Source organism: Actinomyces gaoshouyii, assembly GCF_002072175.1.
Classification (GTDB): domain Bacteria; phylum Actinomycetota; class Actinomycetes; order Actinomycetales; family Actinomycetaceae; genus Actinomyces; species Actinomyces gaoshouyii.
This window is the reverse complement of record NZ_MVIV01000010.1, coordinates 1-15,658: the sequence shown is the minus strand read 5'-3', so window position 1 is coordinate 15,658 and position 15,658 is coordinate 1. Positions and strand designations below refer to the sequence as shown.

The 15,658-nt window shown below is 70.7% G+C and carries 16 protein-coding genes; 15 read left to right on the top strand and 1 reads right to left on the bottom strand.

Going from position 1 to position 15,658, the window contains the following annotated elements:
* Positions 1-214 precede the first annotated feature (214 nt).
* The 10 genes from B1H50_RS08345 to B1H50_RS08300 all read left to right on the top strand — a co-directional run bounded on the left by B1H50_RS08345 (position 215) and on the right by B1H50_RS08300 (position 10,867).
* On the top strand, positions 215-1,180 hold the full coding sequence (locus tag B1H50_RS08345) for an ABC transporter permease (RefSeq protein ID WP_080463325.1): 966 nt from the start codon (positions 215-217) through the stop codon (positions 1,178-1,180).
* Positions 1,180-3,318 (top strand): dipeptide/oligopeptide/nickel ABC transporter permease/ATP-binding protein, encoded by a 2,139-nt coding sequence (locus tag B1H50_RS08340; protein WP_080463324.1) that lies wholly within the window; start codon positions 1,180-1,182, stop codon positions 3,316-3,318. The genes B1H50_RS08345 and B1H50_RS08340 overlap by 1 nt, the downstream gene beginning before the upstream one ends.
* Positions 3,318-4,166: an ATP-binding cassette domain-containing protein gene (locus tag B1H50_RS08335; protein WP_080463323.1), complete on the top strand. Its 849-nt coding sequence runs from the start codon at positions 3,318-3,320 to the stop codon at positions 4,164-4,166. The genes B1H50_RS08340 and B1H50_RS08335 overlap by 1 nt, the downstream gene beginning before the upstream one ends.
* 66 nt (positions 4,167-4,232) lie before the next feature.
* Positions 4,233-5,153 (top strand): dihydrodipicolinate synthase family protein, encoded by a 921-nt coding sequence (locus tag B1H50_RS08330; protein ID WP_080463322.1) that lies wholly within the window; start codon positions 4,233-4,235, stop codon positions 5,151-5,153.
* 103 nt (positions 5,154-5,256) lie between these two features.
* A complete protein-coding gene (locus B1H50_RS08325; RefSeq protein ID WP_080463321.1) occupies positions 5,257-6,297 on the top strand; it encodes an ROK family protein in 1,041 nt (346 codons plus the stop codon).
* A gap of 106 nt (positions 6,298-6,403) precedes the next feature.
* Positions 6,404-7,135 (top strand): N-acetylmannosamine-6-phosphate 2-epimerase, encoded by a 732-nt coding sequence (locus B1H50_RS08320; RefSeq protein ID WP_080463320.1) that lies wholly within the window; start codon positions 6,404-6,406, stop codon positions 7,133-7,135.
* Positions 7,136-7,337: 202 nt separating this feature from the next.
* A complete protein-coding gene (locus B1H50_RS08315) occupies positions 7,338-7,622 on the top strand; it encodes an HU family DNA-binding protein (RefSeq protein ID WP_080463319.1) in 285 nt (94 codons plus the stop codon).
* 227 nt (positions 7,623-7,849) lie between these two features.
* Positions 7,850-8,593 carry a glucosamine-6-phosphate deaminase gene (gene nagB / locus B1H50_RS08310; protein ID WP_080463318.1) on the top strand — a complete coding sequence of 248 codons (744 nt, stop codon included), beginning with the start codon at positions 7,850-7,852 and terminating at the stop codon, positions 8,591-8,593.
* 115 nt (positions 8,594-8,708) lie between these two features.
* Positions 8,709-9,053 (top strand): DUF3039 domain-containing protein, encoded by a 345-nt coding sequence (locus B1H50_RS08305; protein ID WP_095532525.1) that lies wholly within the window; start codon positions 8,709-8,711, stop codon positions 9,051-9,053.
* Positions 9,050-10,867, top strand: a complete 1,818-nt coding sequence (locus tag B1H50_RS08300) for a DEAD/DEAH box helicase (protein WP_080463316.1) — start codon at positions 9,050-9,052, stop codon at positions 10,865-10,867. The genes B1H50_RS08305 and B1H50_RS08300 overlap by 4 nt, the downstream gene beginning before the upstream one ends.
* Before the next feature lie 68 nt (positions 10,868-10,935).
* Here the strand turns inward: B1H50_RS08300 and B1H50_RS08295 are convergent, their stop codons facing one another.
* Positions 10,936-12,336 (bottom strand): nicotinate phosphoribosyltransferase, encoded by a 1,401-nt coding sequence (locus B1H50_RS08295; protein ID WP_080463315.1) that lies wholly within the window; start codon positions 12,334-12,336, stop codon positions 10,936-10,938.
* A 64-nt stretch (positions 12,337-12,400) separates the two neighbouring features.
* On the opposite strand from B1H50_RS08295, the gene clpS reads away from it, so the two are divergent.
* From clpS to B1H50_RS08270, 5 genes are all read left to right on the top strand, one after another.
* Positions 12,401-12,724 (top strand): ATP-dependent Clp protease adapter ClpS, encoded by a 324-nt coding sequence (clpS, locus tag B1H50_RS08290; RefSeq protein ID WP_080463314.1) that lies wholly within the window; start codon positions 12,401-12,403, stop codon positions 12,722-12,724.
* Positions 12,721-13,284 carry a DUF2017 family protein gene (locus B1H50_RS08285; protein WP_080463313.1) on the top strand — a complete coding sequence of 188 codons (564 nt, stop codon included), beginning with the start codon at positions 12,721-12,723 and terminating at the stop codon, positions 13,282-13,284. The genes clpS and B1H50_RS08285 overlap by 4 nt, the downstream gene beginning before the upstream one ends.
* Before the next feature lie 42 nt (positions 13,285-13,326).
* Positions 13,327-14,226 carry a glutamate racemase gene (gene murI, locus B1H50_RS08280; RefSeq protein WP_229657984.1) on the top strand — a complete coding sequence of 300 codons (900 nt, stop codon included), beginning with the start codon at positions 13,327-13,329 and terminating at the stop codon, positions 14,224-14,226.
* Positions 14,223-15,029 (top strand): MBL fold metallo-hydrolase, encoded by an 807-nt coding sequence (locus B1H50_RS08275; RefSeq protein ID WP_080463311.1) that lies wholly within the window; start codon positions 14,223-14,225, stop codon positions 15,027-15,029. Before murI ends, B1H50_RS08275 begins: the two co-directional genes overlap by 4 nt.
* A 62-nt stretch (positions 15,030-15,091) precedes the next feature.
* Positions 15,092-15,586, top strand: a complete 495-nt coding sequence (locus B1H50_RS08270; RefSeq protein ID WP_080463359.1) for a hypothetical protein — start codon at positions 15,092-15,094, stop codon at positions 15,584-15,586.
* The last annotated feature ends 72 nt before the right edge of the window (positions 15,587-15,658 follow it).

Genomic DNA, 15,658 nt, shown 5'->3' with positions numbered 1-15,658 from the left:
CTCATCCGTCTGAGGTGCGCGCGGCGCTCCCTCGCTCGTCGGGGGAGCGCCGCGCCATGATTGGCGGGGGCGCCAATTTGCCATTAGTCATCAGACATCAGACAATATATCTGAGGTCGCCCGACCGCCCCCTCGCGCCCCATTGGCGCCGGGGCGGGCCGGCAGGCCAACCACCGCCCACCCGGGCGGGACACCGAAGCAAAGGAGCATTCCAGTGTCCAACCTCATCCGCCTGATCGGACGGCGCCTCCTGGCGCTGCCCGTCATGGTGCTGGGTGTGACGCTGCTCGTCTTCGTCGTCATGTCGTTCTCCTCGGCAGACCCCGCGCGCCTGGCGCTGGGCGAGGCGGCATCGTCGGAGGCCCTCGAGCAGTACCGGATCGACCACCACCTCAACGACCCCCTCCTGACCAGGTTCTGGGACTATCTCGTCGGCCTCGTCCACGGTGACCTCGGGCAGAGCTTCACTGGCGTCGACATCAGCCGGCTCATCTCGGACGCCTTCCCCATCACCCTCCAGCTCACCCTCATCGGCCTGGCCGTGGCGATCGTCATCGCCGCAATCCTCGGCGTCGTCGCGGCCCTGTACCGGGACCGCTGGCCCGACCAGATCATCCGCGTCGTCTCCATCGCCTGCCTGGCCACCCCCTCCTTCTGGCTGGCACTGCTCCTCATCCAGTGGCTCACCGATGTGCCCGGGGGAGCCGGGATCTTCCCGGCCCTCATCACCGACTGGATCCATTTCTCCGACGACCCCGGCGAGTACGTCCGCCAGGTCTTCCTGCCGGCCCTGGCCATCGCCGTGCCCAACATCGGCTCGCTCACCCGGGTCGTGCGCACCGCCATGGTCGAGGAGCTCGACCGCGACTACGTGCGCACCGCCATCGGCGCCGGCATCCCCAAGCGCGTCGTCGTGGCGCGCAACGTCCTGCGCAACGCGCTCATCACCCCGCTGACGGTCCTGGGCCTGCGCGTGGGCTACTCGATGGGCGGCGCCGTCGTCATCGAGATCATCTTCAACATCAAGGGCATGGGCCAGCTCATCCTCGATGGCATCACCCGCAACGAGGTCAACATCGTTCAGGGCGTCTCGATCACCGTCGCGCTGGCGTTCATCGTCATCAACATCATCGTCGACATGCTCTACGTCCTCGTCAACCCGCGAATCAGGAGCGTCTGATGCTGCACCGCCGCACACTTGACAAGGCCGCCAAGCCCGGCCTGCGCTTCCAGGGCTGGAAGGCCCTGCCGCTCGGCTCCAAGATCGCCGTCGTCGTCCTTTTCGCGATCGTGCTCATGGGGATCCTCGCCCCGGTCATCGCCACCTACAACCCCTCCACCACGGGGCTCGCCGAGGGAACCACCTATCAGGAGGGCATCGGCGAGATCACCACGGTGACCGTGGCCCCCAATGGGGAGCAGTTCTTCGGCACCGACAAGACCGGGCGGGACGTCTTCTCCCGCGTCGTCTACGGCTCGCGCGTCTCCATCGTCGTCGGCCTGTCCGCCACGGCCCTCGCCCTAGCCGTCGCCGTGGTTCTCGGGGCGATCGCCGCCACCGCGCGCAAGTGGCTCTCCGAGGTCCTCATGCGCGTCCTCGACATCGTCATGTCCTTCCCGGGCATCGCCCTGGCGGCCGTGCTCGTCTCGGCCCTGTCGCAGAGCCTGCCGATGCTCCCGGTGATCATCGTGTCGATCGCCATCCTCTACATCCCGCAGCTCACCCGCGTCGTTCGCGCCAACATCCTGTCCCAGTTCGGGGAGGACTACGTGGCGGCCTCCAAGGTCATGGGGGCCGCCGTGCCCTGGATCCTGGTCAAGCACGTCGCCCGCAACTGCATCGCCCCGATCATGGTCTTCGCCACCGTGCTCGTGGCCGACGCGATCGTCTTCGAGGCCTCGCTGTCCTTCATCGGCGCGGGCATCAAGTCGGTTAACACCCCCACCTGGGGCAATATGCTCTCCGAGGGCAAGGAGCTCCTCCTGCAGGGGGCCTGGTGGCCGACCTTCTTCCCCGGCCTCATGATTCTCATCACCACCCTGTGCCTCAATGTCCTGTCGGAGGGTCTCACCGACGCCATGGCCTCGCCGCGCATCCGCCGCAAGGTCGACGTCCAGGCCGACGAGGAGGCGCTGGAGGCCGTCGAGACCGCCAAGGCCTGGGACGAGGCCGGCGCTGCCGTGGAGGCCCACGCCTCGGTCTCCTCCGATGCGGCCGAGGGCGGGGAGATCAGCAGTCTGACCGGGCTGGTCGAGCCCGCCGCCGAGGAGGTGCCGCTGGCCGAGCGCCTCCGGCAGCTGGCCGTGGCCGAGCGCGAGCGCGGCGACCGCCTCGTCTACACCGACACCGGCGCCGCCCCCGTCCTGGAGGTCAAGAGCCTGTCCATCGCCTTCCCCGCCCAGCACGGCGAGGTCAATATCGTCGACGACGTCTCCTTCTCGGTGCGCCCCGGCGAGACGATGGGCCTGGTCGGCGAGTCCGGCTGCGGCAAGTCCATCTCCTCGATGGCCGTCATGGGGCTCCTGCCGCCCACCGCCCGCATCACCGGCGAGATCCTGTTCAAGGGCCAGAACATCCTCGAGATGACGCCCGAGCAGCACAACGCCCTGCGCGGCCACGAGATGAGCATGATCTACCAGGACGCGCTGTCGTCCCTCAACCCCTCCATGCTCATCAGCGCCCAGATGAAGCAGCTCACCTCCCGCGGGGGCAAGCGCACGGCCGCTGAGCTCCTCGAGCTCGTGGGCCTCGACCCGGAGCGCACCCTCAAGAGCTACCCGCACGAGCTCTCCGGCGGCCAGCGCCAGCGCGTCCTCATCGCCATGGCGCTGACCCGCGACCCCAGCCTCGTGCTGGCCGATGAGCCCACCACCGCCCTGGACGTCACCGTCCAGAAGCAGGTCGTCGACCTCCTCAACGACCTGCGGGAGAAGCTCGGCTTCGCGATGGTGTTCGTCTCCCATGATCTGGCGCTCGTCGCCAAGCTCGCCCACCGGATCACCGTCATGTATGCCGGTCAGGTGGTCGAGCAGGCCGAGACCGCCGAGCTCCTCGTCAACCCGACCCACGAGTACACCCGGGGCCTGCTCGGCGCCGTGCTCTCCATCGAGGCGGGCTCCAACCGTCTCCACCAGGTCCGCGGCACCGTGCCCAGCCCCTCGGAGTTCGTCTCCGGAGACCGCTTCGCGCCGCGCTCCTCCCACCCCACCGTGGGCCTCGAGACCCGCCCCACCCTCAAGCCGGTCGATGGCAACCCGGACCACGTCTTCGCCATCACGCCCGAGCTTGAGGCGATCCTCGCGAAGGAGGCCCACTGATGGCCGCACGCACATCCCCCCGCGGCACCGCCGACGGCGCCCCCGGCGCCTGGACCGAGGCTGATCCCGTCATCGAGCTGAGGAACGCGCACGTCATCCACACCTCTCGCACTGGCAGCCTGTTCAAGCCCGACACCGTTCACGCCGTCAACGACGTCTCCCTGACGGTGCGCCGCGGCGAGACCCTCGGGCTCGTGGGCGAGTCCGGCTGCGGCAAGTCGACGACGGCGCGAGTCATGGTCGGCCTGCAGCCCCTGACGAAGGGCGAGGTCTACTTCAAGGGCAAGCGGATCGGCCACTCGGCCGCGGACCGCAAGGCCCTGGGCCGCTCGGTATCCGTGGTCTTCCAGGACCCCGCCACCGCGCTCAACCCGCGCATGATCGTGCACGACACGCTCATCGACCCGCTCAACGTCCACGGCATCGGCAGCCCCAAGGAGCGCGAGGCCCGCGTGCGCGACCTCCTGCACCTCGTGGGCCTTCCGCCCAGCGCCCTGGACGTTCTGCCCCGCCAGATCTCCGGCGGTCAGCGCCAGCGCGTGGCCATCGCCCGCGCGCTGGCCCTCGACCCCGACATCATCGTGGCCGACGAGCCCACCTCTGCACTCGATGTCTCCGTGCGGGCCCAGGTGCTCAACCTTCTCCAGGATCTCAAGGCCACCCTCGGCCTGGGCCTGGTGTTCATCAGCCACGACATCAACACCGTCCGCTATGTCTCGGACAAGATTGCCGTCATGTACTACGGCCGGATCCTCGAGATGGGCACGACGGCGGAGATCTTCAACAACCCTCAGGAGAACTACACCAGGACGCTGCTGTCCGCCGTGCCGTCGCTCCTCGAGGGCTGAGCGCCGCTGTCGTCGGCGCCCTGCCCTCTCCCTGCCCCCATCCCAGCAATCAGGAAGAACACCTTCATGGACACCCGCTTCACCGGCGTCATCCCACCGGTCATCACCCCGTTCACCGCCAGCGGTGACGTCGACTACGAGGACCTCGACAAGATCATCGATCACCTCATCGACGGCGGTATGCACGGTCTGTTCGTCCTCGGCTCCTCCGGCGAGGTCGCCTACCTCACCGACGCCGAGCGCGACGAGATCGTCAAGAGAACCGTCGCCCGCGCAGCCGGCCGCGTACCGGTCCTGGCCGGCGCCATCGACACCACCGCCAAGCGCGTCATCGAGCACGCGAAGCGAGCCGAGGCCCTGGGGGCCGACGGCATCGTGGCCACTTGCCCCTTCTATGCCATCAACGATGAGGAGGAGTTCGCCGCCCACTTCCGGGCGATCGCCGCTGCCGTCTCGATTCCCGTCTTCGCCTACGACGTCCCCGTGCGCCTGGGCGGCAAGAAGCTGTCCCGCGATCTCCTCGTGCGCCTGGGAACCGAGGACGTCATCGCCGGAGTCAAGGACTCCTCCGGCGACGACGTGGGCTTCCGCCGCCTCGTGGCCGCCAATGAGAAGGCCGGCCATCCCCTGGCCCTCCTATCCGGCCACGAGCTCATGGTCGACGGCATGCTCCTGCTGGGCGCCGACGGCTTCGTCCCCGGCTACGGCAACGTCGAACCGCGCCCCTACCGCGAGATGTGGGACGCCTCCCGCGAGGGCGACTGGACCCGCGTGCGCGACATCCAGGACAGGATCGCCGCCCATTTCGAGACCGTCTTCGCCGTCAAGGGCCGCTCCGGCGACGCCACCGGCATCGGCGCCTTCAAGACCGCCATGGTCGAACTCGGCATCATCAAGGCCAACCACATGGCCTTCCCGATCAAGCCCCTCGAGGGCGCCAACAAGGACGCTGTCGTGGCCATCATGAAGGAGGAGGGCCTCATCTGAGGCCAGCGCTGCTCGGGGCCGGGCCCTCGCCCGGCCCCGAGCCACCTCTTCGCTCCCGTATTCCCTCCCCAGGCCGACCCGGGGCGGCAACGAAAGGACTCCCATGGCCTCCACCGACGCCAGCGGCGCCGCACCCGCATCCGACGCGCCCCGCGCTACCGGCGGGGCGGGCGTCCATCGCCCCACTGGCGTCGTCGGCCTCGACCTGGGCGGCACCAAGATGGCGGCCGCGCTCGTGGGAGCCGACGGCGCCCTGCTCGGCCCCATCGCCTCCGTCCCCACTCCCGCTCATGACGGCCCGGCCGCCATGCTCGACGCCATCGCCTCCCTCGTCGTCAAGGTCGCGCGCACGGGCATCCCCGGTGAGACCGCTGACGGGCCCCCGACCATCAGTGCGGTGGGCATCGGCACCGCCGGCGTCGTCGACGTCGAGCGCGGCGAAATCGTCTCGGCCACCGATGCCATCACCGACTGGGCCGGCACTCGCGTCGCGGAGGGCGTTCAGGCCCGCCTGGAGGCCGAGGGCCTGGGCCGCCCGCCCATCCACGTCGAGAACGACGTCGACGCCTACGCGGCGGGGGAGGCTTGGCTCGGCGCCGGGCGCGCCACCCACTGCGCCCTCATGGTCGCCGTGGGCACCGGGGTCGGCGGCTCCGTGCTGCTCGACGGCGTCCCCTTGCGGGGCGCCCACCACGTGGCCGGGGAGATCGGCCACATGCCCTCGGGGCTCGCCGCAGGCGAGACCTGCACCTGCGGGCGCCCCGGCCACCTCGAGCCGATCGCCGCCGGCCCCCACATCCTCCGCCGCTACCTCGCCGCCGGAGGGGACCCTGCCGCGGCCAACGCCCACGATGTCGAGAAGCGCGCCCAGGCTGGCGACGAGCTCGCCGCCCGCGTCTACCGCGAGGCCGCCCTCGCCCTCGCCCAGGCCATCGCCGGCGTCGCCACCGTCCTCGACCCCGAGCGCGTCATCATCTCCGGAGGCCTGGCCAGGGCCGGCGAACTGTGGTGGGCCCCGCTGCGCGAGGCCTTCGCCTCCGAGGTCATCGAGCCGCTGGCCGGCATCGAGATCGTCCCCGCCGAGCTCGGCACCACCGCCCCCATCATCGGCGCCGCCCGGGGCGCCCTCGCCCTCATCGGGTGAGGCGGAGCCCCGTTGCCGATCTTCGCCCGACCACTGCCTGCCGCCCATCGCGGGCTCAGCAGCCATATCGCATTCCACCTCCCGCCCCACGAAAGAAGGCCTCGTCATGACCACAGCGAATGAGACCGGCACCAGCCAGGCCGTCCTCGACCGCCTCAAGGGGGGCCTCATCGCCTCCGCCCAGGCCTACCCCGGTGAGCCCATGCGAGACCCGCGCACCATGGACGAGGTCGCCCAGGCCTGCGTGGCCGGCGGCGCCGTCGGCATCCGCGCCCAGGGCCTGGCAGACCTCGCCCTCATCACCCAGCACGTCGACGTGCCGGTCATCGGCTTGTGGAAGGACGGTCACGACGGCGTCTTCATCACCCCCACCCTCACGCACGCCATCGCCGTGGCCGCCACCGGCAGCCAGATCGTGGCCCTGGACGGCACGCGCCGCCCCCGCCCCGATGGGCTCACCCTGGCCCAGACCGTCGAGGGACTGCGCGCCGCCCGTCCGGGCACCCTCATCATGGCCGACTGCGGCAGCGCCGACGATGCCCGCGCCGCGCAGGACGCCGGCGTCGATGTCCTGGGCACCACCCTGGCCGGCTACACCGGCGAGCGTCCCAAAACCGATGGCCCCGACCTCGGGCTCGTCGACGAGATCGTCGGCTTCGCCTCCCTGCCGCTCGTCGTCGAGGGACGGATCCACACCCCGGCCCAGGCCGCCGCGGCGATGGAGCGCGGCGCCTTCGCCGTCGTCGTCGGCACCGCGATCACCCATCCCACGACGATCACATCCTGGTTCGCCAGCGCCGTCGGCGGGGCCGACAGGGGGCACGGCGGTGCCGCCTGAGCGCATCTAGTGGATTCCCAGGTGGGAGGCCATACCGGGATGCCTGTGACTCGTGGGGCTTTCGGGGTGAATGAGGTGCTGATCTGGTGTGTCACACGCCGAAAATCGGCTCAGCAACTGACAAAACGCCTCAGTTGCGCATAGCGTTGCGGCCAGTGGCACTACCCAACCGAGGTGCCGCTCCACGACAGAGAGGCAAGACATGTCCGTCAACCGCACCGAGCTCATCGCAGCCATCGCCGCCAAGACCGATCTGAAGAAGACCGATGCCGATGCCTTCCTCGCCGCCTTCCAGGAGGTTCTCGTTGAGAGTGTCTCGAAGGGCGAGGCTGTCAAGATCACGGGCCTGATGGGTGTGGAGCGCGTCAAGCGCGCCGCCCGCACTGGCCGCAACCCCCGCACCGGCGAGGAGATCCAGATCCCCGCGGGCTACGGCGTGAAGCTGACAGTGGGCTCGGCCCTCAAGAAGGCTGTCGCCGACAACTGAGCTGAGCCCGACTGAGGGTGCGGGGGCGCGAATCCCGTCCCTAGGCCGCCCAGGCGCCCTGGGGTGCGCCACCGAGTTGGTGGCGCACCCCTTCTTGTCGCTCCGGAGGGGGGTGTTGTGGCAGCGACCGCTCAACGCGACGTTTGATGATCGGATATTTTACAATTCGATCAGGAGCGCGCAGGCGCCCGTCCCGCATGAGACCCCACTGATCGAGGAGAGCAACCATGGAGCTCGTCATCCTGAACACGCCCGAGGCCATCGCCGAGCGCGCTGCCGACGCCATCGAGGAACTGCTGACCACCAAGCCGGACGCCGTCCTGGGCACCGCCACCGGCTCCAGCCCGCTGCCCCTCTACGATGAGCTCGTCCGCCGCTGCGCCGCGGGGCGGCTGTCCTTCGCGGAAGTCACCGGCTTCATGCTCGATGAGTACGTGGGCCTGCCCGAGGGCCACCCCGAGCGCTACGCCACCTTCATGGAGCGTCACCTGCGTTCCCGCGTCGACATGCGCCCCGGCGCCCTCCACGGCCCGGATGCCCTGGCCGACGACCTCCAGGCCGCCTGCGCCGATTACGAGCGCCAGATGGCGCGAGCCGGCTACTGCGACCTGCAGATCCTGGGCATCGGCTCCGACGGGCACATCGCCTTCAACGAGCCCGGTGGGCCGCTGGACTCGCCCACGCACGTCGATGTCCTGACCGAGCAGACCCGCCGTGACAACGCCCGCTTCTTCGACGGCGATATCGACGCCGTCCCCACGCACTGCATCACCCAGGGCCTGGGGACCATCATGAAGGCCAGGAAGCTCGTCCTCATCGCCACCGGGGCGGGCAAGGCCGAGGCCATTCGCCGGCTCGTCGAGGGCGAGGTCAGTGTCGATTGGCCCTGCACCGTCATGCAGAACCACCCCGACGCTCTCGTCCTGGTCGACCCCGCCGCCGCCTCCCTCCTCACCGCTGCCCGCCCCTGACCGGTCTCGATGAAAGAGGGGGGAAGGGAGTGGGGGCGGGCGAGCAATCGCACAGGCCACCGGCCCGGAGCGCACCCGGGGGTGGGCCTAGACTGGCCGCATGATCCTTCCCCGCATGAGCTCCGATCCCGCCGATCCCGGTAGCCCCGCGGACCCGGGCGCCGAGCCCGGGCGCTCCGTCGGCACGGCCGTCCTGGAGCGCGAGGAGCTGCAGTCCACGGACGACGGCGACGCCGACCGCTTCGCCCATTACGTGCGCAAGGACAAGATCGCCGCCGCTGCCGCCACCGGCCGCCCCGTCGTCGCCCTGTGCGGCAAGGTGTGGACCCCCGGCCGCGACCCGTCGAAGTACCCTGTGTGCCCCACCTGCAAGGAAATCATGGAGTCCATGCGCTCCGACGGCGGGGGCGCAGGAGGCCCGCGCCGCCCGCGCTTCCCCTTCGGGCGGGGTGGTCAGTGAGCCCCGCGCGCGGGAGCCAGGCCCAGCACAACCCGACCCAGCCCTCGATCTTCGCCGCGGAGCACCTCTCCCCGGCCTACCCGCAGCGCGCCGCCTGGGGCACGACGCGCTCCCTGCGCGCCTGGCAGGCCGCCGCCCTCGAGAAGTACATGAACGCCATGCCGCAGGACTTCCTGGCCGTGGCCACACCGGGAGCCGGCAAGACCACCTTCGCCCTGCGGATCGCCGTCGAGCTCCTGCGACTCGGCGAGGCCCACAAGATGACGATCGTGTGCCCCACCGAGCACCTGAAGTTCCAGTGGGCGGAGGCCGCCGCGAAGGTCGGCATCCACATCGACCCCTCCTACTCCAACGGGCAGGGGGCGCTCGGATCGCGGTTCGACGGCGTCGCCCTCACATACGCGCAGGTCGCCGCCAACCCCGCGCTGCACCGCGCCCGCACCGACTCCATCCGCACCCTCGTCATCCTCGACGAGATCCACCATGGCGGCGACGCCCTGAGCTGGGGCGACGCCATCCGCGAGGCCTTCAGCCCCGCCCGGCGCCGCCTGGCACTGACCGGGACGCCCTTCCGCTCCGATGATTCCCCCATCCCCTTCGTCACCTACGCCGAGGAGGCCGGGGGCATCAAGCGGTCCAAGGCCGACTACTCCTACGGCTACTCCGATGCCCTGCGCGACGGCGTCGTCCGCCCGGTCATGTTCATGTCCTACTCGGGCGAGATGCGCTGGCGCACGCGCACCGGGGATGAGGTCGCCGCGCGCCTGGGTGAGCCTCTGACCAAGGACCTCGAGGCCCAGGCCTGGCGCACCGCCCTGGATCCCAAGGGGGAGTGGATCCCCGCAGTGCTGGCCGCCGCGGATCAGCGCTTGAGCGAGGTGCGCCGCCAGGTGCCCGACGCCGGCGGCCTGGTCATCGCCACCGACCAGCAGCGCGCCCGCGCCTACGCCCGCCAGCTGGCCGCGATCACTGGGGAGGCGCCCACCGTGGTCCTGTCCGATGATTCGGGTGCCTCCAGTCGTATCGAGGCCTTCGCCGAGTCCACCGACCGCTGGATGGTGGCCGTGCGCATGGTCTCCGAGGGCGTGGACGTCCCGCGCCTGGCCGTTGGCGTCTACGCGACCTCCACCTCCACGCCGCTGTTCTTCGCCCAGGCCGTCGGGCGCTTCGTTCGCTCGCGGGCGCGCGGCGAGACGGCGAGTGTGTTTCTTCCCTCGGTGACCCCGCTGCTGGGCCTGGCCAATGAGATGGAGGTCGCCCGCGACCATGTTCTCGGCAAGCCGCGCTCCAACGAGGACGAGGTCTTCGGCTCCCCGGAGGACCGCCTCATCGCCGAGGCCAACAAGGAGGAGAGGGCCGCGGACGACCTTTTCGGCGCCTTCGAGGCCATGAACTCCACCGCTGAGTTCGATCGTGTCCTCTTCGACGGCGGCGAGTTCGGCACCGGTGCCATGGTCGGCTCCGTGGAGGAGCAGGACTACCTGGGCCTGCCCGGGTTGCTCGAGCCCGAGCAGGTCACCGCCCTGCTACGGGCCCGCCAGGACAAGCAGATCAAGTCTCAGAAATGCCAGGCCGCCGCTGCCGCTCAGCGCCGCGCCAACTCGGGAGTCGATGACGCCCGTAAGCGCGCCGCCGCCCGCAAGGAGCTCAGCTCACTCGTGTCCGCCTGGGCCCGACGCTCCGGTCAGCCCCACGGGGCCGTCCACAACGAGTTGCGCCGCGTGTGCGGGGGGCCGGAGGTCGCGCAGGCCACCACTGAGCAGATCGAGAAGCGCGTGGGCACCCTGCGCCGCTGGTTCGTCGGCAAGCGCTGAGCAAGGCCCGGGGCGCTGGGCTGACGGGGAGGGGCGACGCCGGCGGACAGCGCGGGCGGCTCGGAGCCTCAGCGACGGGTGGCGGTGCGGCCGTCGAGGTCGAGATAGCGGGTTGGGATCGCGGCATCGCCGTCGCTGAGCCGCCACGCCTCGTAGGGCAGTTCCGCGCGCGAGACCTGGTGGCGCTCCGCGGCGGCGGCCAGCGCGCCCTCCCCCCGGTGCTCCTCCACGATCTCCCCGTCGACGACGAGCGGCACCTGCAGGGGGCGCGCCCCCGCCTCGGCCAGTGCCGCCAGGCCCTCGGCCTCGGTGCGCGCTGAGACGAGCAGCTCCTCGGTGGCGGTGCCCGCGCCGTCGATGACACGGCCCGCCCACTTGCGGCCGCCCACTGTCGACTTCCCGCCCGAGGAGAACTTCGCGACCTCCGCCATCTCGCCGTCGGCCCCCCGGCGCTCCACGAGCTTGTAGACCAGGGCCGCCGTCGGGCGTCCCGAGCCCGTCACGAGCTTCGTGCCGACCCCGTAGGAGTCCACGGGCGCGGCGCCGAGCGCGGCGATCGCGTGCTCATCGAGGTCGTTCGTCACCGTGATCCTGGTGGTGGTCGCGCCCAGGGCGTCCAGCTGCGCGCGCACTTTGAAGGCCTCGGCCACGAGGTCGCCCGAGTCCAGGCGCACCGCGCCGAGCTCCCCGCCAGCGGCCCGGGCGGCCTTGACCGCCCTCTCCACGCCCATGGCGATGTCGTAGGTGTCCACGAGGATCGTTGTGCCTGTGCCCAGCGAGGCGATCTGTGCGGCGAAGGCCTCCTCCTCGCTGTCGTGCAGGAGGGTGAAGGAGTGCGCGGAGGTCCCCACCGTGGGGATCCCGTAGCGCATGCCCGCCTCCAGGTTGGAGGTCGCTGTGAACCCGCCGACGATGGCCGCCCTCGCCGCCGCGATGGCCGCCTCCTCATGCGCACGGCGCGCCCCGAAGTCAGCGCAGGGGCGCCCGTGCGCGGCGATCGTCATGCGCGAGGCCGCGGAGGCCACCGCGCAGTCGTAGTTGTAGATCGACAGGGCGAGAGTCTCGATGATGCAGGCCTCCGCGAACGTGCCCTCCACGGTGAGCAGGGGGGAGCCCGCCACGTAGCACTCGCCCTCCGCGTAGCCTCGGATCGTGCCTCGGAAGCGGTAATCGCGCAGGAAGTCCAGCGTAGCGTCGTCGACGACCCCTGCGCGGTGCAGGAAGTCGATCTGCTCGGAGGTGAAGGCGAAGGACTCGACGGCGTCCAGGAGGCGCCCCGTTCCCGCCACCACGCCGAAGCGCCGGGAGGCGGGCAGCTTGCGACCGAATAGCTCGAAGACGCTCTCGCGCTCCGCCGTGCCCGCCCGCAGCGCCGACTGGAGCATGGTGAGCTCGTACATGTCGGTCATGAGGGAGGTCGACAGCGCAGTGGGCGGCGAGGCGGGTAGATCGCCGGGCGTGATCGTCATGACAACAACCTAGCCCGAACCGAATGCGCGCCGCATACCCGCCGCCTCCGGCTACGCGGCCAGCATGAGCCCCGCTGTGCCGGTCGCGGAACCGATCATCCAAGTGGATGAGCGCACCAGCGCCCACCGCCTGTGGGCCACCGTCGTCCACGACGACCCCATCAACACCATGGACTACGTCACCTGGGTCTTCGCCAGCTACTTCGGCTACCCACGGTCCAAGGCCGCCCATTTGATGATGCAGGTCCACATGACCGGCCGGGCCACCGTCTCCCGCGGCGAGCGCGTCCGCATGGAGGCCGATGTCGTCGCCATGCACTCCTACGGGCTGCGCGCCACCATCGAGCCCCTGGTCGACCTGTCCGAGGGCGGGGGAGAGGACCGATGAAGGCCTTCGCCGCCGTCGATGGCGGATGGGAGAGCCAGTTGGAGGCCTGGGAGCGCGAGGCCCTGGCAGGCCTTCTCCTGCAGGTCACCACCGTCCTGCGCGCCGACGACGACCACCCTGCCGAGACCTCCGCGGACCGGGCGCTCCGGGCGGAGGCCGCCCTCGCCCGCGAAGCCCTCCTGCCCGACGCCTCGGAGGACCCGGAGATCGCCGTCGCCATCTCCGCTCGCAGTCGAGACGACTTGCGCGGTCTCAAGGACTCCCGGTCCCGCGACGCGGTCGCCGAGCTCCTGGCCCCCTCCGGGACCGGTGGCGCTGTCCGGGTGCCGGCGGGCGCCGAGGGTGCGTGGCTGGGGGCGCTCAATGACGCCCGCCTCCTGCTCGCCCGGCGCCTGGGGATCGACAGCCCCGAGGCCGCGGAGGCGATTCACTCCCTCGCCGACTCGATGCCGAGCGGGAGCGCGGATCCGCAGGTCAGAGAGCGTCATGCGGCGGCGATCCTCTACACCATGCTCACCTGGTGGCAGGAATCACTGGTCTCGGGGCTCCTGGGGGACTGAGCGCCGCATAGTCTCGGGTCCATGAATGACGCCGCCATCGGAATGTTCGACTCCGGGGTTGGCGGGCTCACAGTGGCGCGCGCCGTCCTGGACCAGCTCCCGGGGGAGAGGATCCTCTACATCGGCGATACCGCGAACACCCCCTATGGGCCGCGTCCCATCGACGAGGTGCGCGCCCTCGCCCTGGGGGTGATGGACGAGCTCGTTGATTCCGGCGTCAAGCTCCTCGTCATCGCCTGCAACACGGCGTCGGCGGCCGTGCTCCACGATGCCCGTGCCCGATACACGCTGGGCAAGGGCGTGCCCGTCATCGAAGTGATCCACCCGGCTGCTCGCGCGGCCGCCCGCGTCACCCGCAACGGCCGTATCGGCCTCATCGCCACCCAGGGCACCGTGAACTCGAGCGCCTACTCCGACGCCCTCGGCGCCGTTCCAGGGGTCGAGCTCATCAGCCAGGCATGCCCTCGCTTCGTCGACCTCGCCGAGAGAGGCGTGACCACGGGCCCCGAGGCGCTCGGGGTTGCCGAGCAGTACCTGGCGCCGGTGCGCGACGCCGGGGTGGACACCCTCATCCTCGGTTGCACGCATTACCCGCTGCTCGTGGGCCCCATCTCCTACGTCATGGGGGAGGACGTGCGGCTCGTGGCCTCCTCCGACGAGACGGCCAAGGATGTCTACCGGGCCCTGGCCGCGGGCGACCTGCTCCGTGACCCGGGCGCCCCCGCCCCCCGCCACGACTTCCGCTCCACGGGGGACCCGGAGGCCTTCGCCGTGCTCGCACGCCGATTCCTCGGCCCCGAAGTCGGGGAGGTCACCCGCGCCGCCCGCCCGGCGTCGTCGGAGCGGGACGCGCGGGCTGAGGGGGCCGAGCATGCTGGTCGGCCCGTGGGCGCCCGCCGGACGGTGCCCGTTGCCGCCGTCTCTGACGAGGAGAGCGCATGAGGCTCACGATCATCGGCTGCTCCGGCTCCATGTCGGGACCAGGCTCCTCCGCCTCCTCCTACCTGGTGCAGGCCAGCGGCGGTGACCCCTTGGGCCCCGTGGGGGCCGAACACACCTGGTCCGTCATCCTGGACCTCGGCCCGGGCTCGATGGGACGCCTCCTCAACCATGTGGACCCCGCCGACCTCGACGCCATCTGCATCTCCCATTGCCATGCCGACCACATGGCCGACCTCGTCGGTATGCACGTCTACCGCCGCTGGAACCCCACCGGCCCCCTCGGGCCTGTGCTCACCCTCGGGCCCTCCAACCTGCTGGAGCGCCTTCGCGGCGTCGACGGCACGGAGAAGACCGACGAGGACTACCGCACCGAGTTCGACATTCGCACCGTCACCCCGGGTCGCCCCGTTCGCGTGGGCCCCATGACGATCACGCCGTACACCTCGCTGCACCCGGTGGAGGCTTACGGCTACCGGATCGAGGGTCCCAGCGAGGACGGATCGCGCATCGTCACCATGGCCTTCACTGGGGACACCGACTCCTGCGAGGGCATGACGGCCATGGCCGACGGCGTCGACCTGCTCCTGTCCGAGGCCGCCTTCGTGGAGGGCGGGGAGACCGTGCGCGGCATGCACCTGACCGGCCTGCGCGCCGGCGAGCTCGCCGCGGAGGGGCACGTGGGGCGCCTGATCCTCACCCACATCCAGCCCTGGACGGATCCCGCCATCCCGCTGGCTGAGGCCCGCCGCGCCTATTCGGGCCCGGTGGACGCCGCCATGAGCTCGATGGTGTGGGAGCTATGAGCGAGCGAGGGGCTGCTGCCGCGGGTCCGGTCGAGGGCGCCCCCTCCTCATCAGCTGCCGGGGTGGGTGGCCGAATCGATTGGTCGCCGGCTGTTCCCGACGGCGTCGACTGCCCCTGGACCCGTGGCCGGCTCACGCGCTGGTGGCTCGTCCTGCCCGCAGACGCCGTCGGCGCCGTGATGGTGGCGGTGCTGGGAGCCGCCGGGGCGCATGAACTCGACGCGATCCCGATGGCGCTGGCGCAGGGAGCCATTGCCGTGGTGATCGCCTGGGTATGCGCATGGGCGCTGTTGCGCGGGCGCGAGCACCACCTCGAGAGGCCCTGGCCGGAGGGCGGTGCCATCGTCGCTGTGGCGTGGGGTGCGTGGACGGTCATGCGCATCCTGGCCGTCGGTGGCGCGGGACTGGCGTCATGGGCAGTCATGACGGGAGTGCTGCTCGTAGCGGTGCTCGGTGGCTGGCGCTGGCTCTACGGCTTCGCCAAGGCGCATGAGTCGCTCATCCCCAAGCCCATTCAGCGCCGCCTCGACGCGCAGGATCAGTCCTCCAGCGCCTGATCCTCCCATTCGCATATCTTATGAGCGAGACCGGTTGAAAATAGGAGCGAGACCGGTCCGCGGACCGGTCTC